Source organism: Streptomyces sp. NPDC020362 (assembly GCF_040642095.1).
Classification (GTDB): domain Bacteria; phylum Actinomycetota; class Actinomycetes; order Streptomycetales; family Streptomycetaceae; genus Streptomyces.
Genome location: NZ_JBFAET010000156.1, coordinates 1 through 21,684, shown reverse-complemented (window position 1 = coordinate 21,684; position 21,684 = coordinate 1). Strand labels below are relative to the sequence as shown.

The window sequence follows — 21,684 nt, the reverse complement described above, 5'->3', positions numbered from 1 at the left end:
CATGATCGGACAGCTTTACTACTGCCTGCAGAATCGCCGCCCGTTCGAGGAAGGCACCGCTTTTCCCGTCGTGCTCACCTCAGCGGCTTGACCCCGAAGCGCCTGAGGTGTCTGGCCATGCTCGCGCACCACTTCCTCGCCGTCCTCGCAGCCCAGACCCAGGACACCGCAAAGGGGGCGGCAGAAACGACACCACCAGCCCCATCCCCCTCACCATGGCAGAGATCCGGCGCCAACTGGACACTCGCCTGCCCCACCCCAGACCCCACCAGGACCGACGACTCCACGCACTGAACTGGTCCCACTAGCGCAGACACCATCAAGCCATCGCCCGTCGCTGCCACGACCGAAGAAGAACCAGCTCAGGACACGATTTCTGACTGGAGTACTAAGGGGCCCGCCCGCCCCGGGGAACCCGGACGTAGCAGCCCAGCTACGTCGTGTCTCCTTTCACCAAAGGAGGACCTGCCGAGGAGCCTCACACCGGGCGTGCTCGGAATCGTCCTCTCCGCCGCGGAGCAGCCGTATGCAACAGATCGGGGGGCGGCAGGACGCCCCTGCAACACGGCCGCCCCCAGTGCGATGACGGGCCAGATGACATGACGGCCGCCGTGGCGGTGTCGCGGTAGCCCCGCTGACCCGTGCAACGGCGCGGTGTCGCCGGCCGAGGGTAGCGTGAGGTCCGTGATGGTGGGCACCGAAGAAACCCGGCTGGTCGTGCTGCGCGGCAATAGCGCCTCGGGCAAGTCGTCCGTCGCGGCCGGCCTCCGCGAGAGGTTCGGCCGCGGCCTGGCCTTGGTCGGCCAGGACAACCTCCGCCGCATCGTGCTCCGCGAACGCGACCGGCCCGGCGCCGCGAACATCGGCCTGATCGACTTGACGGCCCGCTACGCCCTGGACGCCGGCTATCACGTCGTGGTCGAAGGCATCCTCTATGCCGACCGCTACGGCGACATGCTCGCCCAGCTGCGCGCCGACCACCGCGGCCCGACCCACGGCTACTACCTGGACGTGCTGTTCGACGAAACCCTCGCCCGGCACGCCACCAAGCCGATTGCCGATGACGTCAACGAGGCGCAAATGCGCGACTGGTATCGGTCTCGCGATCTGCTGCCCGGCGGCACCGAGACGGTCATCGGTGCCGACAGCGCCCTGCACGAAACCGTCCACCGCATCATGCTCGACACCGGTCTGGCCCACCTGCGCGCACTGGACCGCTGACCGGGACACCGTTGCGACAGATGTTGCGCAGAGTGCTGCGATGGGTGTTGTGCAAGCCCCCGATCAGCCGCTCCGGGCACCTCTTGGCTTCGTTCACTTCAACGGGCGGCGTTTGTTCGGCCGTCTGGGAGGCAGTCGGCGATCCACGCGCCCTCCGATGTTCACGAGAATGACGGCACTCTGACCTTGGCGGCGCCTCCTGCCGTGCACGGAGACCGGAAGCCGCCACCTCCGACGGTTTCGTTTGGATCACCGCGCGGCGGTGGATGCGGACGAAGGGCCGTATCACCTGGGCGGCTGACTTTGGCGATCCGGCCGGTACGGTCGTTCTGGCCTCTGCCGTGGGGGTGTGAAAATGGTGGCTCGCTCGTACTCCAGAGCTAGTGCTCTGACCATGTGGGTTCGCCGGGTTGGGCGTCCGAGCGGTTGGATGAGCGGTGACGTCCGATCCGACCGCTGGGGGTGCGGTGGCTGAGCCTGTCCGTGTGCGCAGGTTGACTGACCAGGAGGGGCAGAAGCTGCAGCAGATCGTGCGCCGGGGCAGCACCAGTTCGGTGCTTTACCGGCGCGCGATGATGTTGCTGGCCTCGGCTGGAGGGAACGGGTGCCGGTGATCGCGAAGTTGGTGCAGGCTGACGAGGACACGGTCCGGGACGTGATCCACCGGTTCAACGAGATCGGTCTGGCCTGCTTGGACCCTCGGTGGGCGGGAGGCCGTCCCCGCCTGCTCAGTCCTGACGACGAGGACTTCGTCGTCCAGACGGCCACCACCCGCCCGACCAAGCTCGGGCAGCCCTTCACCCGCTGGTCCCTCCGCGAACTCGCCGTCTACCTGCGCCGGGTACACGGCCGTGTGATCCGGATCGGCCGCGAGGCGTTACGGTGCCTGCTCACCCGCCGCGGCGTCACCTTCCAGCGCACCAAGACCTGGAAGGAATCCCCCGACCCCGAGCGCGACGCCAAGCCCGACCGGATCGAGCACGTGCTGGAGCACTTCCCGGACCGAGTGTTTGCGTTCGACGAGTTCGGCCCGCTCGGCATCCGCCCCACCACCGGAGCCGGCTGGGCCCGCGTCGGCCACCCCGAGCGTCATCCCGCGACCTACCACCGCACCCACGGCGTCCGCTACTTCCACGACTGCTACTCCGTCGGCGACGACACTCTGTGGGGCGTCAATCGCAGGAAGAAGGGCGCCGCGAACACCCTCGCCGCCCTGAAGTCGATCCGCGTGGCCCGCCCGGACGGCGCCCCGAGCTACGTCATCCTGGACAACCTCTCCACTCACAAGGGCGAGACCATCCGGCGCTGGGAAGAAGAACCGGGTCGAGCTGTGCTTCACCCCGACGTACGCATCCTGGGCCAACCCGATCGAGGCCCACTTCGGACCACTACGGCAGTTCACCATCGCTAACTCCCACCACCGCAACCACACTGCACAGACCCGAGCCCTCCACGCCTACCTCCGCTGGCGCAACGCGAACACCCGCCACCCCGACGTGCTGGCCGCCCAACGCCGCGGAGGCGCCGGTATCCGCAGCGAGAAGGGCGTTCGCGGGGGCGGCCGAAGTCTGGCAGCCGCTGCCTGAACTGTCCGTCCTCCCTTGCGGCCACGCACTACGGTGGGATACATGTCCGAGCTCTCCGTGCGGAATTTCTACGACGAGTTGGCCCACGACTACCACCTGATGTTCCGGGACTGGGACGCGAGCATGGCCTACCAGGCCGAGGTGCTGGGCGGGCTCGTCTGCAAATCTCTCGGCGCGGGACCACACACCGTCCTGGACTGCTCGTGCGGGATCGGCACCCAGGCCATTGGGCTGGCCCTGGCCGGGCTCCAGGTCGTTGGCAGCGACCTGAGCCCCGTCGCCGCCGCGCGCGCCGCCGCCGAAGCGGCGGCCCGGGGCAGCCGGCTTCCGGTCGCTGCGGCTGACATGCGCCAACTGCCGTTCAGAGAAACGTCATTCGACGTCGTCCTCTGCGCGGACAACTCGCTCCCGCACCTGCTCTCCGGGCGGCACTCCTCGGCATGAGACGGGTGCTCCGAGACGACGGGCTGCTGATCATTACTGTCCGGGCCTACGACGAGACGCGCCGGACCAGACGCCACGGCGACTCCTCCCCAGGTCTCGGAGACACGCGACGGCCAAGTGATCACCTTCCAGCTGTGGCACTGGCATGAAGACGGCGAGCGCTACGACCTGGAGCACTTCCAGCTCACCCCCGCGGAGAACACCTGGCATGTCCGAGTCCGCCGGAGCGGCGGCGGAGGCGGCCCGGTTGCGAGCCCTCGGTGCCACCGACCTCGACCTCGGCCAGGGCGACGTCCCGTGGACGTGCCTGGCCGACCCGGAGGACCACGAGTTCTGCGTCCTCGCCCCGTCACACTGACGGCTGGTCGTCCGCTGCGCTATCACCGGAGGCATGCGGTATCCACAGGGGGGGCGGGCTGACCGCCGAACGCCAGGTGTTTCGCGAGGGGTTACGGCTCCAGGCCGCGGAGCGGTTCGCTGGGGGGGAGGTGAGTGCGCTGATCGCCAAGGACCTGCGGGTCAGCGTCCGGTCGGTGCAGCGGTGGCGGCGGACATGGAACGAGGGCGGTCCGCGGGCGCTGCGGTCGCAGGGGCAGGCGTCGCTGCCGAGGCTCAGCCGGAAGCAGTTCACGCAGCTGGAGGCGGACCCGGCCAAGGGGCCGGCCGCGCACGGCTGGGAAGACCAACGATGGACTCTCGCCCGGATCAAGACGTTGATCGGCCGGCGCTTCCATCTGGCCTACACCATTCAGGGCGTGCGGAAACTTCTGGTGCGCAACGGCTGGTCGTGCCAGGTGCCAGCCCGACGCGCCATGGAGCGGGATGACGTCGCGGCGGCTGGGTGGGGCAAGGAGGTGTGGCCCTGCGCGGAAGACTCGCGGCGGCGCGTGGAGCCTGGCTCGTCTTCGAGGACGAAGCTGGATTCTCCATGAGGCCGCCGCAGGCGAAGACCTGGTCGCAGCGCGGCCGGACCCCTGTGGTTCGGGTCCGCGGCCGTTCCCGCAGACCCGTCTCGATCGCGGCGCTGACCTGCTGCAAACCCGGCCACCGCTCAAGGCTGATCTACCGGCCGCGCCGGGACGACGGCCAACGCGACGGGCGCAAGAGCTTCTCCTGGCGCGACTACCGGGACTTGCTGACCGCAGCCCACCAGCAGCTCGGCGGCCCGATCGTCCTCGTCTGGGACAACTGTGAGACTCGTGGGGCACCGTCCGGGGCCAGGGGTCTGACCCGTGGGACAACTGGCCTGGCTGCCTTGTTGAGGATCTGTCGGCTTGTGGCCCGGGCGGTGCTTGCTGCCGCCGGACCGGCGAGCGTGTCTCGATAGGGGCCTTGCCGCACAAGGCACCGTCACAGTTCTGACCGCCCACCGGCCCGACGTCGGCCACAGCCCCGTGCCGATCGAGGAGCCGCGTGACCATCACCAGCATGCCCCAGCCGACTCTGCCCGCACAGCTGGAAGAACCGCCGGCAGAGGACGTGATCCTGGGGGTGGACACCCACAAGGACGTGCATGTCGCCGCCGTGATCACCGTGCTCGGCGCGCTCCTGGCCCACCAAGAGTTCCCAGCCACCGCCGCCGGATACCGCCAACTCCTGGCCTGGGCATGCTCTTTCGGTGCCCTGCGCCGAGCCGGTGTGGAATGCACCGGATCCTTCGGTGCGGCCCTGGCACGCTTCCTGAGCGGGGAGAACGTGCAGGTCGTCGAGGTCAATCAGCCGGACCGCGCCATCCGCCGCAAGCGGGGCAAGACCGACGCCGTGGATGCGGAGGCCGCCGCCCGCGCCGTGCTGTCCGGACGCGCTGACGTCACACCCAAGACCGGTGAGGGCTCGGCGGCCGACATGCGCGTGCTGCGGCTGGCGAAGGAGTCGGCCGTCAAGGCCCGCACGCAGGCGAAGAACCAGCTCAAGGCTGTGCTGCTCGGAGTTGATCCCGCGCTGCGCGAGGCACTCTCCAAGCACACGAACGCGGCGCTGATCGCCAAGTGCGCCGACCTTCCCGACACCGGCGATGCGGCTGTCTTCACGCTCCGGCTGCTGGCCCGGCGCATCCAGCAGCTGACCGCCGAGGTGAAGGAGCTCGCTCACCGGGTCACTTCGGCCGTCCGCCGCTGTCATCCGCAGCTTTTGGACGTCATCGGCGTCGGGCCCGACAGTGCCGCTGCCTTGCTGATCGCCGCTGGCGACAACCCCGAGCGGCTGGCCAGCGAGGCATCGTTCGCCGCTCTGTGCGGCGTCAGCCCTGTCGAGCAGTCTTCCGGGAAGACCCAGCGTCGGAGGCTGAACCGCGGGGGCAACCGGCAGGCCAACGCCGCCCTCTACCGCATCGTCGTGACTCGCCTCCGACGGGATGCCCGCACACGTCTCTACCTCGAACGACGCACGAAACAGGGCATGTCCAAACGCGAGATCATCCGCTGTCTCAAACGCTATGTCGCCCGCGAGATCTACCGTCAGATCCAGCCACCATCGGCCCTTGCTGCCTCCTCTTCTGCCGCTTGACGCAACATAGGGGCATCCTCAACGTCCACAAAGCCGCCGAGCTGCGGCGGTGGGCGGCGGCCCGGGACTGGCTGACCATCTACTACCTGCCGCCCCATGTGCCCGACCTCAATCCGGTCGAAGGGATCTGGTCCTTCCTGCGACGCGGCTGGCTCTCCAACGTCGCCTTCAGTACCCCCGAACACCTCGTCCAACGCATCCGGCTCGGCCTATGGCACATCCAGTACCGCAGCCACCTCATAGACGGCTGCCTGGCAGAGACCGGGAGAACAGCCTGAGCAGCGAGACGACATCACGAGTTCAACCTCAGTAACCCGCTGCTGCCAACGGCGCCCTCGGGCTCACGCGGACGGCGACGTGATCGCCACTGCGCGCGGGGACGTGCCGAGCGGCGGCCGCTATCGGCGAGGCCGTCTTCCGCCCCGAACAGGAGGGAGAGGGCGAGCGCATCGACTTCGGCGCCCTCGCCCATGACGACATCACCACAGCGCGGCTGCGGGCGCTGGGGGCCGGCCCGGGGTGGCGCTGCCTCGATGTGGGTGCGGGCACAGGCACGGTCTTCCGCCGGCTGTTGGGCGAGGCCGGGGTGGCGAGCGTGCTCGCGGTGGACCGCGACGTACGCTTCCTCACCGAACGTCCGGGGCTCGACGTGCTGGAGGCCGACATCACCGCCCGGGACTTCGTCCCCGGCCGGTTTGGGCTCGTCCACGCGCGCTTTGTGCTGATGCACCTGCCCAAGTGCGACCGCCTGATCACAGCGATGGTGAACGCGTCGCGCCCGGCGGGGTGCTGGTGCTCAGCGATGCGTTCGACCTGACGAGCGACCGGGCGCCCAGCACGCCGTATGCCGCGGTGATGCGGGCGATGTGGCAGGGGCTGCGGGCCACCATCGGAATCGATGTCTCCTGGGTGCCGTCGTACCCGCACCTGCTGCGCGATGCGGGGCTTGTACCTGTTGCCGCCGAGATCCATGTGCCGCCGCCACTGCCGGGCATTCCCATCAGCCGCTTCCGGGCGGACAGATGGGAGCGGAGCAGAGGGGCGATGCTCGCCATTGGCCTGGTCGATGACGCGGCCGTCAACACGGCGGTCCAGTACCCGGCCTCCGACGAGTGTGCTGCCCTGTCGGCCGGCATGCTCACCGTCTGGGGATGGAATCCCGAGGAGGCTCCGCGCTGATCCTCTCCGTCGTACTGGCGAAACGAACCGCCCGACCCCGCTCGCACCCAGCGCCCCATGCCGGCTTCCACACGGGCTGAGCCCGTTGGTGGCCCTCATGGTCGGCATGGGCGTGGTCGGCCTCCTCCACATGACGATGGGGGACTTCGTGGAAGCGCTACTACTGCGACCTCGATACCGCCGAGTGGGAAGACAGTCACACCAAGACTTGCTACCTGAAATAGATGCCGCAGACACTCGGCAGGGGGCGGCGGACCAGGCCGCGGACGTCGAACAAGGTGAGGCACCCTTTGTACTGCTCGTTGGCGTCGTCGGAGACGTCGGTGACGCGGGGGTTGAGCAGCACGATGGGGTCCGGCGCCCTCGTCGGTGGGCTGGACGGCGGCCGCCGCGCGGGCGATGCCGATCTGAGGGGCGTCCAGACCCAACCACCTTGACGCAACCGGACCAGGACCGGCTACGCCTACCTGCGCACCGCCCTCCACCGCACCCTGCTTGTGAAATGGGCCTACCAGCGGCCCTACACCTCAGATGCCGAACGGCAGGCAGCGTTCCCCGACTGGCTCGACTGGTACAACTTCCACCGACCCCACACCGGTTTCGGCGGGCAATCACCAGCCAGCCGCGTCACTCACCTGTCCGAACAGCACACCTCACGCGTAAGCCGTTTTCGCCTCGCGGACGGTGTCGGCCACGGACGCCGAGACGCGGACGAGTGCTGCCGTGGCGGTCGAGCGGGACTGCTGGGGCCAGGTGATGGCCAGTACCGACGGTGGTGCGTCCGGGACCGTCCGGTAGACGACGCCGGGACGCGGATAGCGAGCGGCGACGGAGGCGGGCAGCAGGGGGGTTGGACCGCCGAGGGCGACGAGCGTGAGCAATTGGGCGAGGTCGCGGCCCTCGCCGCGGTTCTTCTCGATGAACTGGTGCACGTCGTGGGGGCGCAGCCCGAGGTCGGCGAGGGCCAGGCGGTCGTGTGTGGCGAGCGCGTGGGTGGCGGCGAGTGCGGCGACACGTGGTTCGGCGATCAGTGTCTCCGAGTCGAGGCCGGAACGGTCGAAGGGCTCATGGACCAGGGCCGCGTCGGCTTCTCCCTGGCGCAGCAGCCGAGGCTGTTCGTGCCAGCCGCACAGCCGGACGGAGACCGGTACGGCCGCGGGCTCGGACGCGAAGCGCGCCAGGATCGGCTCCAGCAGGCCCGCGTCCCCGTCAGCCTTGACGGCCAGGATGAGCTTCGGCTCGGGCGCCGCGGCACGCTGGGCCCGCCGCTCGGCGGCCTGCAGGGCGTCCAGGGCGATCCTCGCCTCCGCGAGCAGTACCGCGCCCGCCGGGGTGAGCGCCACAGTGTGAGTGGTCCGTTCGAAGAGGGTGATGCCCATCTCCTTCTCCAACTGGCGGATCGCGCGGGACAAGGGAGGCGCGGAGATGCCCAGCCGCTCGGAGGCGCGGGTGAAGCTGAGCTCCTCGGCAACGGCAACGAAGTAGCGCAGCGGGCGGGATTCCATGTATCCCACCTCCGTTCCGACTGGTATTACCCTGAGGGTAACAAGCATGAGCGGACCGGTCCTTCAGCTCGGACGCGCGACGCGGCAAGCTCGACGACATCCAGCCAGGCATCTCTCATGGAGTCCTCTGATGATCGTCGTCACTACCCCCACCGGCCAGATCGGCCGGCAGGTTCTCGACCGCCTCCTGAACGCCCCGCAAGGCACGACCGGGATCCGGGTGATCGCCCGCGACCCGGCTCGGCTCGCCGCCGGGGTACACGGGCGGGTCGAAGTCGTGCGGGGATCGCACGCCGATCCTGCTGTCCTTATGGAGGCGTGCGCGGGCGCCGACCGCCTGTTCTGGCTGGTGCCCCCGCTACCCCGGGCCGACAGCGTGGAGGGGCACTTCCAGGACTTCACCGAGTCACTGCGCGCGGTGATCAGGGCTCAGGGCATCGAGCGTGTCGTCGGTGTCTCGACCCTGGGCCGCGCGGTGGCGAAGCACGCCGGGCATATCTCCGCCTCGCTCGCCATGGACGAGTCGATCATGGCCACGGGTGTGCACTACCGGGCGCTGTGCCCGCCATTCCTGATGGAGAATCTGCTGGGCCAGGCCGCATCGATCCGCGACGCCGGGGTGTTCTTCCTGGCGATGACCGCGGACCGCGTACTGCGCACCTGCGCCACCCGCGACATCGCCGCCACGGCTGCCCGGCTGCTGCTCGACGACTCCTGGACCGGGCAGCAGGACATCCCGCTGGTGGGACCGGACGACCTGACCCCGCAGGGCATGGCGCGGATTGTCTCCGAGGTGCTGAACCGTCCCGTGCGCGCGCAGTTGACCAGCAGTGCCGACTACAAGGCGGCTGCTCTGCGCCTCGGCGCCAGCGAGGCTTGGGCACAGGGACTGGCCGACATGGCGGACGCCCTGAACGACCAGGGCATCTACGGTGCCGCCGAGCCGAGCACCCCGCAGTCTGCGCCCACCGGCTTCCGCGAGTGGTGCGAGGAGGTACTCGGGGCCACGGTCCTGGGCTAGGCCATCCCTAGACGAGGAGCACAGCAGCCAGTTCACGCCAGGTGCTGCGGGCGAACGTGCCGCGCCAGTCGGTGGCGATCTGCACGGCGATGTGGTCGGCGCCTGCCTTGCGTCGTTCTGCGAGACCTGCTGCGATGTCCTCTGGCTTCCCCCAGAGAAAGAGGGCGTCGATGAGGCGGTCACTTCCTCCGCCGGCCAGGTCCTCCTCTGTGAATCCGGACCGCAGCCACGCGGACCGATAGTTGGCCAATGGCATGTACGGGGCGAGCGTGTCCCGCGCGCGGGCGCGTGCCGTTGCCGGGTCGTCGTGCGGGATGACGGTCTGCTCCAAGGCGAGCAGTGGCCCTTGCCCCAGCAGTTCCCTGGTCTTGGCCACGTGCTCGGTGTCGACCAGGTACGGGTGGACACCAAGGGCCCGACGGGCCGAAAGTCGGGTCATCCGGGGCCCGTGTGCCCCGACCAGCCGTGCGGGGGCCGGCAGGGCAATGGCTGCCGAATCGAGTCCGTCCAGGTAGTTGGCCATCGCGGTGTAGGGCCGCCGGTATGTGTCGACTATTTCGCCGTGGCTGACGCCCAGGCCGACCACTAACCGTTCTCGATCACCTGCTGGAAGTGCGTGGTAGGAACAGGCCAGGCGGTCCGCGGGCTGGGCCCAGATGGAAACACAGGCGGTGGCCACGGTGACACGATGCGTCGCGTTCAGCACCCGGGCCGCCCGGAGCAGATCACCCCGCGGGTTGCCACCGGGGTCACCGCCGAGCCACAGGGCCCCGTACCCGAGTTCCTCGGCCTCCGCTGCGGCGTCGGCGGCCTCGCCGCGGTCGCCGTGGGTGAACGCCAAGCTCCAGATCCCGAACGTCCCCAGTTCCATGGGCTTCCTCCTGGTATCGGGTACTGCCCTTCTTATCCGCGCGGCCACCGCCACGGCCAGAGCGCCAACGTGGGAGGCGTGATCGAATTCGTTCAAATGAGCCAGGCAGAAATGAGACCGGTGAGGAAGCGGACTCCCTGGCTGCAGGGCTCACATCCTCCTGGTTCCAGACAGCTCTCGCCGGGGGCACTCGTTCCGGACTAATTCACAGGCGCTGTAGGATCCGCGACTCGGTGCGCATTGGTTCCCTGCGGAAACGTCGGAATCCGGGTGAAGCGAGCACTGACTGCGTCGGTGGATGCTGCGCAATCGCTGGCTTTCCGAGGTCGCGACCTGGTGTCGCTGAGTACGGAACGTGACCAGGTTGAGTGCGACCGGTTGGGTGAGGCCGAGCCGCCGGGACTCTCCTGGTCGGCGGCTTGCTCAGCGGTCGGCTGCCAGTCGTCGAGGGCGAATCCGAGCGCTACGGTGCCGCCCGGTACCAGAGCGAAATTCTGCGAACCCTGCTCGATCTGGGCGCCGTTCAGCCGGCCGCCGAGGTGCTCGACGGCCTCAATGGCGATCACACGACCCCCTGCTATGTCAGCTGCCTGCTGTGCTCTCGGCATTCGTAGGTGCCCGTCGCACGCAGGCGTGAGGCAATCGCGTCGTCTGGGGACAGTGGTGATGCGGGCTGCCGAGACCTGGCAGAGGTGATAGGCAGTCTCCTTTGGCTTTATCAAGCAGTAGTGGCTCTGGTCCACTTCGTGTGGTCGCGTACACAGGGTGACTGTTGATCTTCGCCTGATGGTGGGTTTAGTGGTCGCAGGCGGTCAGTTCGCGCATGACTGGCTGGCCGCGCATGAACCTGGCTCTCCTCATCAGGCCCCTTGGAATCGATCATCTAGGTTGGCGAGATGACTGATGAGCAGGAGCGGGTGCAGCCGTCGGGAGTGTGGGCCACGGCGGTGGGGGTGGCCCGGGTGCGGGCGCTGGAGACCGAGCGGGAGAACGCGCTGTTCCGCGACCCACTGGCACAGGCCTTCGCCACCGCCGGCGGTCTGTGGCCCTCCTCGCCGCCGCTGCCCATGACGAGGCCGCGCGACGCCGACGACTGGCCGTGTCGTAGTCCATCGTCATCAGGACGAAGTTCCTCGACGACCTGTTGCAGCAGGCCTCCGCGTCCGGGGTCCGGCAGGTCGTGCTGCTCGGCGCCGGCATGGACAGCCGGGCCTTCCGGATGGACTGGCCCGAGGGCACCCGGCTGTTCGAGGTCGACACCGCCGCGCCACTGGACTTCAAGGCTTCGGTGCTGCGCCAGCAGCGGGCCGTCGCACGCTGCGAGCGGATCACCGTCGCGGTGGATCTGCGTGACGACTGGCCAGGCGCGCTGGCCGCCGCAGGGCACGACCCGGCCGTGCCGACCGTGTGGATCGCCGAAGGACTGCTGATCTATCTGCCCGAGGACGCGGTGGTGCTGCTGCTGGCCCGGATCAGCACGCGGTCGGCGGCAGGCAGTCGGATGGGGCTGACATTGGGCTCGCGCGGCGTGATCGAGCGCTTCGGCGCGGACGCCGCGCCGGGATCGGCGGCGTCCATGTGGGTCTCGGAGATGCCCGACGACCCGGTGGGCTGGCCGGGCACGGCTGGGAGGCCGACAGCCACACCCTGCGCGAGCGCGCTGCCGCCTACGGCCGCCCGATCAGCACCCCGCCGCAGCGCGAGGAGCGGCCCGGCGGACTGATCTCGGCGGTCCGCCGGTAGAGCGCCTCCCGGTTCCTTGGACCGTGTCCTATGTGGTGAGGCGGACGTATCGCTTGTAGCAGCAGAGTGCGGCTGCTAGTCCCAGAAAGCCCAGGTAGTTGAGGGGATTTCGTTCGTAGCGGGGGCTGAGTCGGCGGTAGCCGGACAGCCACGACATGGTGCGCTCGATCACCCAACGGTGACGCCCCAGACGCTCGCTGGATTCGATCCCCTTGCGGGCGATGCGCACGCCGATGCGCTTGCCGCGGACCCATTTACGCAGGTCGGGCTGGTCATACGCCTTGTCGGCGTGGGGCTTTCGGGGCTTGTAGTGCCGGCCTCGATCGGGGTCGTGTCTCGATTGGAGTCCGGCGATCACGGGCTTGAGCCCCTGACTGTCGTGGGTGTTGCCACTTGAGATACCGACCACGAGAGGCAGTCCCGACCGGTCGGACATGACATGCATTTGGAACCGGGCCTACCCCGGTCCACGGGGCTCGGACCTGTGTGTTCGCCCCCTTTTTTTAGCGCGGACGTGGGCGGTGTCGAGGACGACGCGGGTGACGTCGATGAGGCCGGCGTCGTCGAGCCGGTGCAGCACGGCTTTGTGGAGGCGACCCCAGACTCCGGCCCGGGACCAGATCAGGAACCGGCGGTGAGCGGTCGACTTCGAGATACCGAAACACGGAGGCAGGGACCGCCAGGCGCAGCCGCTGACGAGGACGTAGATGATCGCGGCGAACAGCGTCTCATCAGGAGTGTCCTGCGTTCCCCCGCCCTGCGGCCGCACCTTCGACGGCGGGATCAGCGGCTTCGCGATCTCCCACAGCCCGTCCGGAACAATCCAACTCCATGTACCCCGCCCCACGGCCAGATCAACGAGTCGTCACCACGTAGGACACGGTGTAACAGACCATTTCGTTTGGTGTGATCTTGCGGGATGCTGGCTGGATGGCGAGCGAGCTTGTCGAGCGGTTGGTGCCGGACGGTTTGTGGGGGCTCTTTCAGAGGGTGGTGCCGCCGGCGCCGGAACGACCGCAGGGCGGAGGCCGTCGTCGGTCGCACGGTGACCGGGAGGTTCTGGCCGCGATCGTGTTCGTGGCCACGTCAGGCTGCACATGGAACCAGTTGCCGCCTGGATTCGGACCGTCGGGCGTCACCGCGTTCCGGCGGTTCACCGAGTGGTCCCAGGCCCGTGTCTGGGCCAAACTGCGCCGCTTGGTGCTCGACGAACTCGGCGGTCAGGGAGAGCTCGACTGGTCGCGATGCGTCATCGACTCCGTCAGCGTCCGCGCGGTCAAAGGGGGCCGCTGACGGGACCGAATCCGACCGACCGTGGCAAGAGTGGATCGAAAATCCACCTCATCGTCGACCGCAATGGCCTGCCTCTTTCCATCGGCGTCTCCGGCGCCAACGTGCACGACAGCCAGGCCTGCGAGCCGCTCGTCCGAGGCATACCGCCTATCCGTTCACGCCGCGGCCCATGCGGACGCCGCCCGGCGAAACTCCACGGAGAGAAGGGATGCGACTACACCCACCTGCGACGATGGTTACGGATGCGAGGGATCACACCACGTATCGCCTGCCGCGGAGTTGAGAACTCCCAACGCCTCGGCCGACATCGGTGGGTCGTAGAACGCACCATCGCCTGGCTCGGCGGATGCCGACGACTACACCGTCGCTACGAACGCAAAGCCGAACACTTCATGGCCTTCACCGCGATCGCTGCCACACTCATCTGCTACCGCAGACTCCCCAAATGAAATGGCCTGCTAGACGGAGTACAGATATTGGCGCCGTCATGAGCGAGTTGGCGGTGCCGGTCTTCCCCGTACCCGGGGCTTGGCCCTACCGCAAGAGCTCTGCCTGGCGGCAAGCCCTGGCCAACTTCGGCGCGGAAGATCCTGCGGGACTGCCGCCTGAAGGGCGACGGCGTCTACTGGGCCATCAGCGGCGTCGCCCACATGGGCAACCTCACCCTCAGTTGCTGAGGCAGCATCACGAGACGAGCTCTAGAACCTCTTGAAGGCCTCCGGCGAGGGGACGGGCATGTAGCCGGCCTCCTGGTCCGGGTTCGGTTCGCCCTTGACGGCCCATTCGCCGGGTGCGAGGAAGAAGCTCACTTCATTCACCGCCCACGGATACTTGTCGTCTTTGTCCTGCATGTTTCGTTGTCGCCCGGCGAGCCACTGACGGGTCGTGTTCAGTTTCGGGCAGTGCCACACGGCATTGCCGTTCTTGACGTTGACCCACTGGATCAGCCACGCGTCAGTTCCGGATGTCTTGAAGGCGATGCGGTCCGGGGCACCGAAATCCCAACGCGTGGACGTCTGGTAGGTGTCGTCGTCGCCTTGCTCGAAGTCGTTGCCGGCAATGTCCAGCAGCTTCCAGCCCGACCCTTTGCCGCCCCTGAGGAACTGGCATTCGATGTCACAGTCTGTGCCGCCCCCGCCTTCGGCCCCGGTGAGGATGCGGACGTCGTAATGCACATCTGCCGTGGCTCTCTCCAGCTTGAGCCGCAGTTCCTGCTCCTCGTTCGAGTCGAGATTCGCCGCTCCGGGTACGGTCTTCTTCGCCTGCGTGATGGCGTCCCTCGCGTTCATGCCCTTGCCCGTCATCAGGGCCAGCGCCGCCTTGAAAACCAATTCAGGGATCTTCGGGGTGCTCGGAATTTGGGGGGTCATGAGGTGATCACTACCTTGGGGCGGAGCGCGGACACCCCGGGTCGCTGTCAATCATCCGTTCGGATTCTGTTAGGGCGTGGCCGATGGGCCGGCCGCCAGATGTCCCGAACAGTGGGGCGCGCTGCCGCATAGCGAGGTTGGTGTGGCAGTACATCGCCACCAGCAGCACCCTCCTCCAGCGTTGGTGCCCACGGGCGGCCCGGCCGGTCGGGGTCCAGGTAGCCGCGGAGCGGCGAGGGGCGCCCTGCCCGTCGCCGCGTTTGCGACGGTCGCTGGGCCGCCCCGCGGATCGCGGGTCCGGGAGAGTCAAGCCGAGCAACTCTGAGGGCAGCCCGAGCATTGGGATGGGCGCAGATCGCCATCGGCGCCGTGACCGCGTCCACCGGAACGAGAGCGAGGACGGCCCGCGGGCTATTCGAGCGGGGTCCTGGCGAGGACCTCACGCAGGACAGGCCACGAGAGGTCGGAGTACGTGGTGAACTTCTCCTTGGTGCGCTTGGTCTCGTGGATGTACTCGAAGACCTCGCGGGTGAGGTCGGCTCCCTCGTAAGCGTCCAGGTGTATCTCCTTCTCATTGAGATACACATGGAAACTCGCCCCGAAATCGGCGCTGTCGTTCATGAGTCCGTCATTGCTCATGACTCCGCCGTCCATCGGGCAGAACACCTTGTGCACGGCGTACGTGTCACGGGTCAGCCACGCGCACTGGCCGGGTGTGAGCGTCACCAGCCCGCGCTTCTCGGCGTCCCAGTCCAGCCTTTTGTACGACATGACGTCGAGCTGTCCGGCGAGACAGTAGATGATCCCCGTTGTGTTGCCGTGCGAGTGGATCGGCGAATAATGCTGCGCCGGCCAGATCTCCAGGACCACCGGTGAGCCGTACTTCGCGTTCTCGTCGAAGGCCGGCTCCGGGACTCCGTGCTGCTGTCTGGCCAGGCCGTCGTACAAGCCCTTGCCGGTGCAGGCCACCCGGATGTATGGAGGATGGCTGCGGTAGCCCTTCGCGCCGTGGACCTTGTCGTGCAGGATCTGCCGCAGCAGCCGGGGTGCCGTGTCCGTGCGTGGGTCGAGGTGCCAGCGGATGGCCTGGATCTCCCAGGCGGACAGCCGGATGTTGGCGGCCTTGCGAGCGAGGTCCATGACCGCCGGGGGAACCATGAGCTGGCGGACGTACTCGTCGAACGAGGATGGCTGGGAGATGACGAGCGCCGGTTCGATCCTTTCGGCCTGGATACGCAGCCGCTGTTCCTGCTCGTTGGTGATGTAGAAAGGCGGCGGGGGCTCCATATCGGTCTCGGTCGACGTGGCGGGTGTGGGGGGGTGCTTGCGTCATGCCGGAATTGTCGACGCCGACGGAGACGAAAAAGGCCCCTGTGACTGATAAGGGGAATCTACGGGGCCCCCTTCCTGCCGCTGGGGAACCGATCCTCCGGTGTCACACACAGCTGCGACAAAGACTCCCGATCGAGTGACATCGCGCGGAGTGTGCACGCGAGGGAGTTCCTCCGGTCGGGGCTGGGGAGAACTCCCTCGCGGGTCACGTCTATTCCATGCCGCGTCCGCTGAGGGGAACGCCGCCGAGGGAGATGAATCCATCGGCGAGGTCCACCGCGGGAAGGGCGGCCAGCTGGGCCTCCAAGGAATCCTTCAACCTGATCGGCGGAGCGGGCTCGATGAAGGCGTCACTGGTCTGGAGGTCGTAGACGAGCTCGTCGATTTCCTCCCGTGTGGTCGACGGCATGACGAACGCGTGGACGTGATCGCCGACCTCGGACATCGACCACTTGGCGAGCAGGCGCGCGTTGGGGCGGCGGAAGCGGACGCTGAAGGACCCGGGTGTCCGCGCGACCTCAAGGGCGGGTGTGATGTCGAGTTCTTTGAGCCGGCTCTCCATGTACTCCGCCAGTTCCATCGCGATGCGGCAGCGCTCGACCTGGTCGCTGTAGGAGAGCTGGGCGAGCTGGTTCCACATCACCAGCGGGGAGAACCCGTTGCGTGAGCCGGCGAAGGTGGTGTCCTTGGAGCCGATCACCGGCACTTCGGCGGGAGGTGCCATCTGGTACTTGACCTTCGTCATGTACAGACTGCACGGCCAGGGGACGCCGGGCCATTTGTGGCCGCTCATCGAGATGGACGAGACCATGTCCACGATCTTGCCCTTGTTCGTCTTCGCCTTCAGGCCGAAGTCGAACTCGGGCAGCTTGACCTCGGGGGTCCAGTGGAAGACGTGCGGTTCCGCCGAGGCCATCCGCATGAACGGTCCGTACCCCGCGCCGAGCGCCCCGTCGACATGGATCCAGAAACGGCGACGCGTCACTTTCTTTTTGGAGCCGTAGGTCAATTCGTGCTCAAGGTGCTTGTCCTTGAAGAGCGGGAGCAACTTGCTGCAGACCTCCTCGACGTTGTCGTGTGCGCCCTTGAAGGTGCTGCCGTAGTTGAGGCTCACCAGGATCGGGTGACCATGCTTCGCGAAGAAGCCGACGAGTGAGACGAGCTTCTCGATATCGACCTCGCCGTTGGCGTTGGAGGGAACACCGTCCCGGCAACTCTCCCAGCCGCCGTCGATGGGACACTTCTCCTTGATGTACTTGAACTTCTGCGCCGCGCCGTAGACGTTGTACATCCCCAGCACCCTCATCCCCTTGCCGAAGGAGTAGTGGGTGTCCTGCGAGTAGAAAACGACGGGGGTGAAGAACTTCTCGTCCTTGGCCGACGTCTCGGGCTCCACATAGGTGAGGGTTTCCCCGCCATCGGAGGTGGTCTTCAGGAGCGCCTTGCCCGAGAGGTAGTCGCGCGCGTTCCACAGCGCGTAGAGGTTGGCCTCGGTGGAGCCCATCGAGGTCATGTACCCCCAGTACGACTCGCCGTCCTTGGGGTTGTGCGGCCATTGCGCGTGCCACAGGGACGCGTAGTAGTCCAACACGGCCCGCTCCGCGACCCGCGTGTTGGGCTTGTAACCGCCGCGGTCGAAGGGATCCCCCATGTTGTTGACGTTGAAGTCCAGGAACCGCGAGAGGTCCCGCCTGCTGCCGTCGGTGTCCTGGCTGAACTGGTAGCCCAGCATGTGGTCACGCTTGTAGGTGAGGTACTTCTCCATGGCGTCCAGGGCCTTGCGGCGCTGAACCTCGGTGAGTGCATGACCCGCGATCTGGAAGTCACGCGCGTCGATGCCCGGCTCCTCCGGGTATTCGTGGGCGGGGTTCTTGATCGGTCCGCTGACCAGCCCGGCCTGGCCGTTGTGGAGTCCCTGGCTCTGCAGGATCTCCTCCCAGGTCTCGTGGGCGGGACCGAACGGAAAGTCGGCGACAGCTTGTGGACCGGACTGATCGACCGTCATGCTGTGTGCTCCCATCGGCTCGTGGTGCGGTCCTTCGCACCTGGCAGCCAGCGTGGGCACGGGTCGCACTTACCAGGCCGCAGACACTTTCGGAAAATCCCACATTCCCCCCGTATGGTCGAACGCATGTATGGTAATAATCGAACGCACATGTAGAACTGGGCGCCACCGCAGGCTTCGCCCGTACCCGCCGCCCCGGTGCTGGGGCGTGCCTAGTCGCCGGGCGCGGCGATCGGATACGTGCCGTCCATGCCCTTGCTCAGCTTCCGCCCGGAAAGGTCGAACGGGTTCCGCCGCGAAGCACGCACGCCGGGATGAGCCGACGCTCGACGTCATTGCCCATACCGGCGTCCCTCCCGTCGGCGATGACGATCCGGACCTGGTACGTCCACGGCGTGCGGGCCGCCTGCTCGACTGCCTGCCAGTCCTCCGCCGAGAGACATCACGGACGTCCAGCAGCGATCTCATCAGACCGAGAACAAAGAAGCTCTTGACGTCATCCCACAGCAGGTCGGGCTTCACGCCATGCCGCCTTGCCACTCACCGAAGCGCAGCTCGAAAGCCCGGGAGTCGGTCGACTCCTGGGCGACAGCGCCAACGTCGACTGCGCGACGCCGACACGATGGGCAGGAGCCGCGTGCCCGTGTGAGGCGTTCCGGAGCGGGGCACTCGGGATACCTGCACCACCCGACGGGACGCCATCCCGCCTGCCGCTCGTGGTGCTACGCCTTCCGCACCTTGGTTGTCCGACGTCTCTCCGCCTCGAAGACGACCTCCCGGCCATGACGTCGGGGCGCTCGTCATGGGCGGGCGCGCCCTCGAAGGCGAGCGCCAGTCCGTCCCTTCGCTCATCATGACGAGCCGCGAGCTGGCAGCCGAGATGAGGAACCGATACGCGGCCGGGCCTGCCGCTCAGGACTACCTCGCTCGCCTCCGCGAGCTTGGGCAAGGAACCCCCGGCTTCTTGCCTCAGTAACAGAAGGTGCGGCCTACGGCCCGCGCAAACCTTGGCAGCTCGCTGCGCTCGCGCGCGACGGCGTTCGGGAGCTCCCGCCCGCCGCGTGCTTCCGGGCCGACTCGGACCCAGCGTGCCCGACGGGTCGGCACAGTCCCTGCGACTCTCCCGGCTACGCTCGCGCGGGAGCGCCCCGCGGCGCGTGGCTGCGGGGCGCCTTGTGGGGTTTAGTCGATCTTCTCCCCGTCGTACATACCGCCCTTGCAGGTGTTGTCCGTCAGATCGGCCGTTCCGCCGCCCTGCTTGCACTGAGAAGGGGTGACGTAGGATGGGGCACCCTGTGCGGCGGCGGTGGCGGTGGCGGCGCCTGTGAGGCCGAGTCCGGCGAGGGCTGCCGTGGCGATGACGGCGGCGAGGATTCGTCGAATGCGCATTTGGTTCGCCTTTCACGGATTGCCTCGGTTGGGGCACTAGCCAGCTTGATCTTCACCCATGTGGGTGGCACGTCATGTTGGGCCATTCGGGTGACAGTGTTGTCGGGTGCGGGGTCGGTGACGCGACCCGTCGGACAGGCCCTGGAACGAAGAGACCACCCCGGCCGGATGGGTGGTCTCTTCGTTGTTCCGGAGGGGGCAGCGTCCGCAACCGGCCCAAATCTAGGAGCCGTGTTGACCTGCGGAAACGCGCCCTTACAAGCTGTCTCAATTGGCTGGGCCAGGAGGAGCCCGACACCGCGCTTGATCAGGGACCTGCTCCCGGACGGACTGCTCTCCAGGAGAACAGTAGGCAAGGCCATCAGGGCGCAGGTCGGGAACCGGCGATGAGTGCCGACCTGCCCTTTTTTCGTTATCATCCAGACCCCCTCGCAAGTGGGTCCGTCCGGGCGGCCCCTGAGACGTGCGCCTGCTGAAAGCGCAACACGGGCTGGATCTACACGGCCACCTTCTACACCGCCCAGGACGTCAGCGGACGATTCTGTCCATGGTGCATCGCAGACGGGAGCGCTGCTGAACGCTTCGCGGGTGAATTCACCGACTCCTACGGACTCGACGGTGTCAGCGAGGACGTCTTGCATGAGGTCACCCGCCGCACCCCTGGCTTCCACGCCTGGCAGGATCCGCGCTGGCTCGTCCATTGCCAGGACGCGGCCGCTTTCGTAGGCGAAGTCGGGCACACCGAGCTGGCGGCGCATCCCGAAGCCCTCGACCAGCGGCGGGCCGACATGCGCATCGACTGTTGGCACGACGAAAACCAGCTTGAGCACTTCCTGGCCAACCCGGGCGAGGGGGCGACCGCCATGCTTTTCCGCTGCACCGTCTGCGGCGCCCATCTCGCCTACGCCGACGCATCCTAGAAGTCATCTGCTCGGGCGAGTCGTCCATAACAGATGAGGGTGCAGGCGATGCCGGTGAAGGCCAGGAAGTGGCTGGCCTTGCGTTCGTAGCGGCGGTGGAGACGTCGGCATCCGGCGAGCCAGGACATGGTGCGTTCGACGGTCCAGCGGTGCTTGCCCAGTCGTTCGCTGGAGACTGTGCCCTTGCGGGCGATCCGAGGCGTGATGCCGCGGCTGCGTAACCATCGTCGCAAGTGGTTGTAGTCGTAGCCGACGGCCCGAACGAGGCGGACGGCAGCTGCTGCCAGGTGCAGCCAGACGTGGCCATGAACACGATCGCAGCCAGCACCTCCCGGTCACCATGCCGACGCCGGCCTCCGCCTTGCGGTCGGGTCGGCGACTCCGGTACCACCCGCTGGAACAACTCCCACAGCACATCCGGCACCAGCCGCTCAACGAGCACCGCAGCAACTTGGCGAACAAGCCCAACGAGATGGCTTGTTAGGTGAACGAGGTCGAGGTGCGCCCATGCCGGTTCACCTTCGGCGACAGCGGGTAATGAGCCGCTAGCCCTCGGCACTGAGTAACTGCGGCATGAGCCGACGCAGTGGAGTCGCACGCTGATGGACCCGCTTGAGCATGGCTTGCCCGGTCAGGGTCGAGCCGGGAATTTCTCTGCGGGTCCGGAAAGCCGGTGCCGTCAACCCCGAACGCGACACCGGCCTCGGACACACCCGTCCGTAGTCGTTTCACAAGGACGTCGCTTGGTCCGCGGCTGGTCCGGGGCGGATGCGCTCAAAACTCAATCAGTGACGGAAGGTGTCGCGCTGATCGTGGATGGTGACTTCTGTGTCGGGTTGCCTGAAGCGCAAGGGGCCTCCAGGCAACCGACTTCGGACTCTGGAAGAACCCAAGTTCTTGGGGCTGTAGGAACAAAGAATGTTCTTCGTCTGCTGGCTGTACAGCGGCTCAGGCCACGCTGCCCAGCGAAAACGGCGGTCGGTGCGGCTCCTTGGGCGGGGCTGGTCCGGAAATGGTCCGGATCTTGGGACGCTGGGGAGGGGCGCTGCCGTCGACGCCTGCCTCGGGGGCCGGCGTACCCGCGACATCGCCCGCGCCCACAGCGTCCCGGTCCGGTGTGGCGACATGCTGGAGACCGGCATAGGCTGCGCCGCCCTCACGGCCCTGCCGGGCTTCGCTCTCCCCGGCGACACCTTGGCCTCCCATCGGCGCTCGCCGTGAAGTGCCACCGCAGTGGCGGCCCAGCACCTCGCGGGGAAGCGAAGGCCGGCCGCCTCCCCGGCCGAGCTTGTGGCCGCCC

13 protein-coding genes and 14 pseudogenes are annotated in these 21,684 nt (G+C 67.5%); 16 read left to right on the top strand and 11 right to left on the bottom strand.

The features are described 5' to 3' along the window. Nucleotides 1-687 precede the first annotated feature (687 nt). From AB0H32_RS35895 to AB0H32_RS35855, 9 genes and pseudogenes are all read left to right on the top strand, one after another. Nucleotides 688-1,221: an AAA family ATPase gene (locus AB0H32_RS35895; protein WP_361129740.1), complete on the top strand. Its 534-nt coding sequence runs from the start codon at nt 688-690 to the stop codon at nt 1,219-1,221. A 467-nt stretch (nt 1,222-1,688) separates the two neighbouring features. Next, nucleotides 1,689-2,807: pseudogene (locus AB0H32_RS35890) on the top strand (IS630 family transposase). Nucleotides 2,808-2,849: 42 nt separating this feature from the next. After that, a pseudogene (locus AB0H32_RS35885) lies at nt 2,850-3,479 on the top strand (class I SAM-dependent methyltransferase); the annotation flags it as partial. A 1-nt stretch (nt 3,480) separates the two neighbouring features. Further along, a pseudogene (locus tag AB0H32_RS35880) lies at nt 3,481-3,609 on the top strand (VOC family protein); the annotation flags it as partial. Between the two features lie 76 nt (nt 3,610-3,685). Beyond that, entirely contained in the window at nt 3,686-4,183 is a 498-nt protein-coding gene (locus AB0H32_RS35875; protein ID WP_361129737.1) for a winged helix-turn-helix domain-containing protein, read from the top strand. Beyond that, nucleotides 4,180-4,440: pseudogene (locus AB0H32_RS35870) on the top strand (IS630 family transposase); the annotation flags it as partial. The gene AB0H32_RS35875 and the pseudogene AB0H32_RS35870, both read left to right, overlap by 4 nt. A gap of 224 nt (nt 4,441-4,664) precedes the next feature. Continuing rightward, nucleotides 4,665-5,756 (top strand): IS110 family transposase, encoded by a 1,092-nt coding sequence (locus AB0H32_RS35865; protein ID WP_361129735.1) that lies wholly within the window; start codon nt 4,665-4,667, stop codon nt 5,754-5,756. Nucleotides 5,757-5,773: 17 nt separating this feature from the next. Further along, a pseudogene (locus AB0H32_RS35860) lies at nt 5,774-6,034 on the top strand (transposase); the annotation flags it as partial. 103 nt (nt 6,035-6,137) lie between these two features. After that, nucleotides 6,138-6,935 (top strand): annotated as a pseudogene (locus AB0H32_RS35855) (class I SAM-dependent methyltransferase). A 211-nt stretch (nt 6,936-7,146) separates the two neighbouring features. On the opposite strand, the gene AB0H32_RS35850 reads toward AB0H32_RS35855, so the two are convergent. Then, nucleotides 7,147-7,281: a hypothetical protein gene (locus tag AB0H32_RS35850; protein WP_361129732.1), complete on the bottom strand. Its 135-nt coding sequence runs from the start codon at nt 7,279-7,281 to the stop codon at nt 7,147-7,149. A 136-nt stretch (nt 7,282-7,417) separates the two neighbouring features. Between AB0H32_RS35850 and AB0H32_RS35845 the strand changes: the two are divergent. Further along, nucleotides 7,418-7,585 (top strand): annotated as a pseudogene (locus AB0H32_RS35845) (integrase core domain-containing protein); the annotation flags it as partial. A 3-nt stretch (nt 7,586-7,588) separates the two neighbouring features. On the opposite strand, the gene AB0H32_RS35840 reads toward AB0H32_RS35845, so the two are convergent. Further along, complete coding sequence (locus AB0H32_RS35840) at nt 7,589-8,440, bottom strand: LysR family transcriptional regulator (RefSeq protein ID WP_361129729.1); 852 nt, start codon at nt 8,438-8,440, stop codon at nt 7,589-7,591. A 130-nt stretch (nt 8,441-8,570) separates the two neighbouring features. Here AB0H32_RS35840 and AB0H32_RS35835 point away from each other — a divergent pair, with 130 nt between their 5' ends. Further along, a complete protein-coding gene (locus AB0H32_RS35835) occupies nt 8,571-9,461 on the top strand; it encodes an NAD(P)H-binding protein (protein ID WP_361129726.1) in 891 nt (296 codons plus the stop codon). A gap of 7 nt (nt 9,462-9,468) precedes the next feature. Here the strand turns inward: AB0H32_RS35835 and AB0H32_RS35830 are convergent, their stop codons facing one another. Together AB0H32_RS35830 and AB0H32_RS35825 are read right to left on the bottom strand one after the other, a co-directional pair. Further along, on the bottom strand, nt 9,469-10,332 hold the full coding sequence (locus AB0H32_RS35830) for a TIGR03620 family F420-dependent LLM class oxidoreductase (protein WP_361129723.1): 864 nt from the start codon (nt 10,330-10,332) through the stop codon (nt 9,469-9,471). A gap of 200 nt (nt 10,333-10,532) precedes the next feature. Further along, the gene (locus tag AB0H32_RS35825) at nt 10,533-10,898 is read right to left on the bottom strand and encodes a hypothetical protein (RefSeq protein ID WP_361129721.1); all 366 of its coding nucleotides are present in this window, start codon (nt 10,896-10,898) and stop codon (nt 10,533-10,535) included. Between the two features lie 330 nt (nt 10,899-11,228). Here AB0H32_RS35825 and AB0H32_RS35820 point away from each other — a divergent pair. Next, a pseudogene (locus AB0H32_RS35820) lies at nt 11,229-12,075 on the top strand (class I SAM-dependent methyltransferase). A 28-nt stretch (nt 12,076-12,103) separates the two neighbouring features. On the opposite strand, the pseudogene AB0H32_RS35815 reads toward AB0H32_RS35820, so the two are convergent. Further along, a pseudogene (locus tag AB0H32_RS35815) lies at nt 12,104-12,922 on the bottom strand (IS5 family transposase). A gap of 83 nt (nt 12,923-13,005) precedes the next feature. On the opposite strand from AB0H32_RS35815, the gene AB0H32_RS35810 reads away from it, so the two are divergent. Beyond that, a protein-coding gene (locus AB0H32_RS35810) for an IS5 family transposase (RefSeq protein WP_361129718.1) occupies nt 13,006-13,817 on the top strand; the annotation gives its coding sequence in 2 pieces (ribosomal slippage) (nt 13,006-13,363 and nt 13,363-13,817; 813 coding nt in all). 135 nt (nt 13,818-13,952) lie between these two features. After that, a pseudogene (locus AB0H32_RS35805) lies at nt 13,953-14,045 on the top strand (IS5/IS1182 family transposase); the annotation flags it as partial. Nucleotides 14,046-14,066: 21 nt separating this feature from the next. Here the strand turns inward: AB0H32_RS35805 and AB0H32_RS35800 are convergent. The 4 genes from AB0H32_RS35800 to AB0H32_RS35785 form a co-directional block, all read right to left on the bottom strand. Continuing rightward, complete coding sequence (locus tag AB0H32_RS35800; RefSeq protein ID WP_361129715.1) at nt 14,067-14,738, bottom strand: PLAT/LH2 domain-containing protein; 672 nt, start codon at nt 14,736-14,738, stop codon at nt 14,067-14,069. A 411-nt stretch (nt 14,739-15,149) separates the two neighbouring features. Beyond that, a complete protein-coding gene (locus AB0H32_RS35795) occupies nt 15,150-16,025 on the bottom strand; it encodes a hypothetical protein (protein ID WP_361129712.1) in 876 nt (291 codons plus the stop codon). 256 nt (nt 16,026-16,281) lie between these two features. Next, entirely contained in the window at nt 16,282-18,075 is a 1,794-nt protein-coding gene (locus AB0H32_RS35790) for a histidine decarboxylase (RefSeq protein WP_361129709.1), read from the bottom strand. 1,182 nt (nt 18,076-19,257) lie between these two features. Continuing rightward, nucleotides 19,258-19,464 carry a hypothetical protein gene (locus AB0H32_RS35785; protein ID WP_097257707.1) on the bottom strand — a complete coding sequence of 69 codons (207 nt, stop codon included), beginning with the start codon at nt 19,462-19,464 and terminating at the stop codon, nt 19,258-19,260. A 491-nt stretch (nt 19,465-19,955) separates the two neighbouring features. Between AB0H32_RS35785 and AB0H32_RS35780 the strand changes: the two are divergent. Further along, nucleotides 19,956-20,384: pseudogene (locus AB0H32_RS35780) on the top strand (CbrC family protein); the annotation flags it as partial. Here AB0H32_RS35780 and AB0H32_RS35775 read toward each other — a convergent pair. Both AB0H32_RS35775 and AB0H32_RS35770 read right to left on the bottom strand, forming a co-directional pair. Then, nucleotides 20,381-20,635 (bottom strand): annotated as a pseudogene (locus AB0H32_RS35775) (transposase); the annotation flags it as partial. The pseudogenes AB0H32_RS35780 and AB0H32_RS35775 overlap by 4 nt on opposite strands. 44 nt (nt 20,636-20,679) lie before the next feature. After that, nucleotides 20,680-20,775: pseudogene (locus tag AB0H32_RS35770) on the bottom strand (IS5/IS1182 family transposase); the annotation flags it as partial. Nucleotides 20,776-21,455: 680 nt separating this feature from the next. Between AB0H32_RS35770 and AB0H32_RS35765 the strand changes: the two are divergent. Beyond that, nucleotides 21,456-21,593: pseudogene (locus AB0H32_RS35765) on the top strand (o-succinylbenzoate synthase); the annotation flags it as partial. Nucleotides 21,594-21,684 lie beyond the last annotated feature (91 nt).

Excerpts from the sequence above, each read along its gene's own strand:
- AB0H32_RS35895 (WP_361129740.1), top strand. The coding sequence starts at position 688 with ATGGTGGGCACCGAAGAAACCCGGCTGGTCGTGCTGCGCGGCAATAGC.
- AB0H32_RS35840 (WP_361129729.1), bottom strand. The coding sequence starts at position 8,440 with ATGGAATCCCGCCCGCTGCGCTACTTCGTTGCCGTTGCCGAGGAGCTC.
- AB0H32_RS35835 (WP_361129726.1), top strand. The coding sequence starts at position 8,571 with ATGATCGTCGTCACTACCCCCACCGGCCAGATCGGCCGGCAGGTTCTC.
- AB0H32_RS35830 (WP_361129723.1), bottom strand. The coding sequence starts at position 10,332 with ATGGAACTGGGGACGTTCGGGATCTGGAGCTTGGCGTTCACCCACGGC.
- AB0H32_RS35800 (WP_361129715.1), bottom strand. The coding sequence starts at position 14,738 with ATGACCCCCCAAATTCCGAGCACCCCGAAGATCCCTGAATTGGTTTTC.
- AB0H32_RS35795 (WP_361129712.1), bottom strand. The coding sequence starts at position 16,025 with ATGGAGCCCCCGCCGCCTTTCTACATCACCAACGAGCAGGAACAGCGG.
- AB0H32_RS35790 (WP_361129709.1), bottom strand. The coding sequence starts at position 18,075 with ATGACGGTCGATCAGTCCGGTCCACAAGCTGTCGCCGACTTTCCGTTC.
- AB0H32_RS35785 (WP_097257707.1), bottom strand. The coding sequence starts at position 19,464 with ATGCGCATTCGACGAATCCTCGCCGCCGTCATCGCCACGGCAGCCCTC.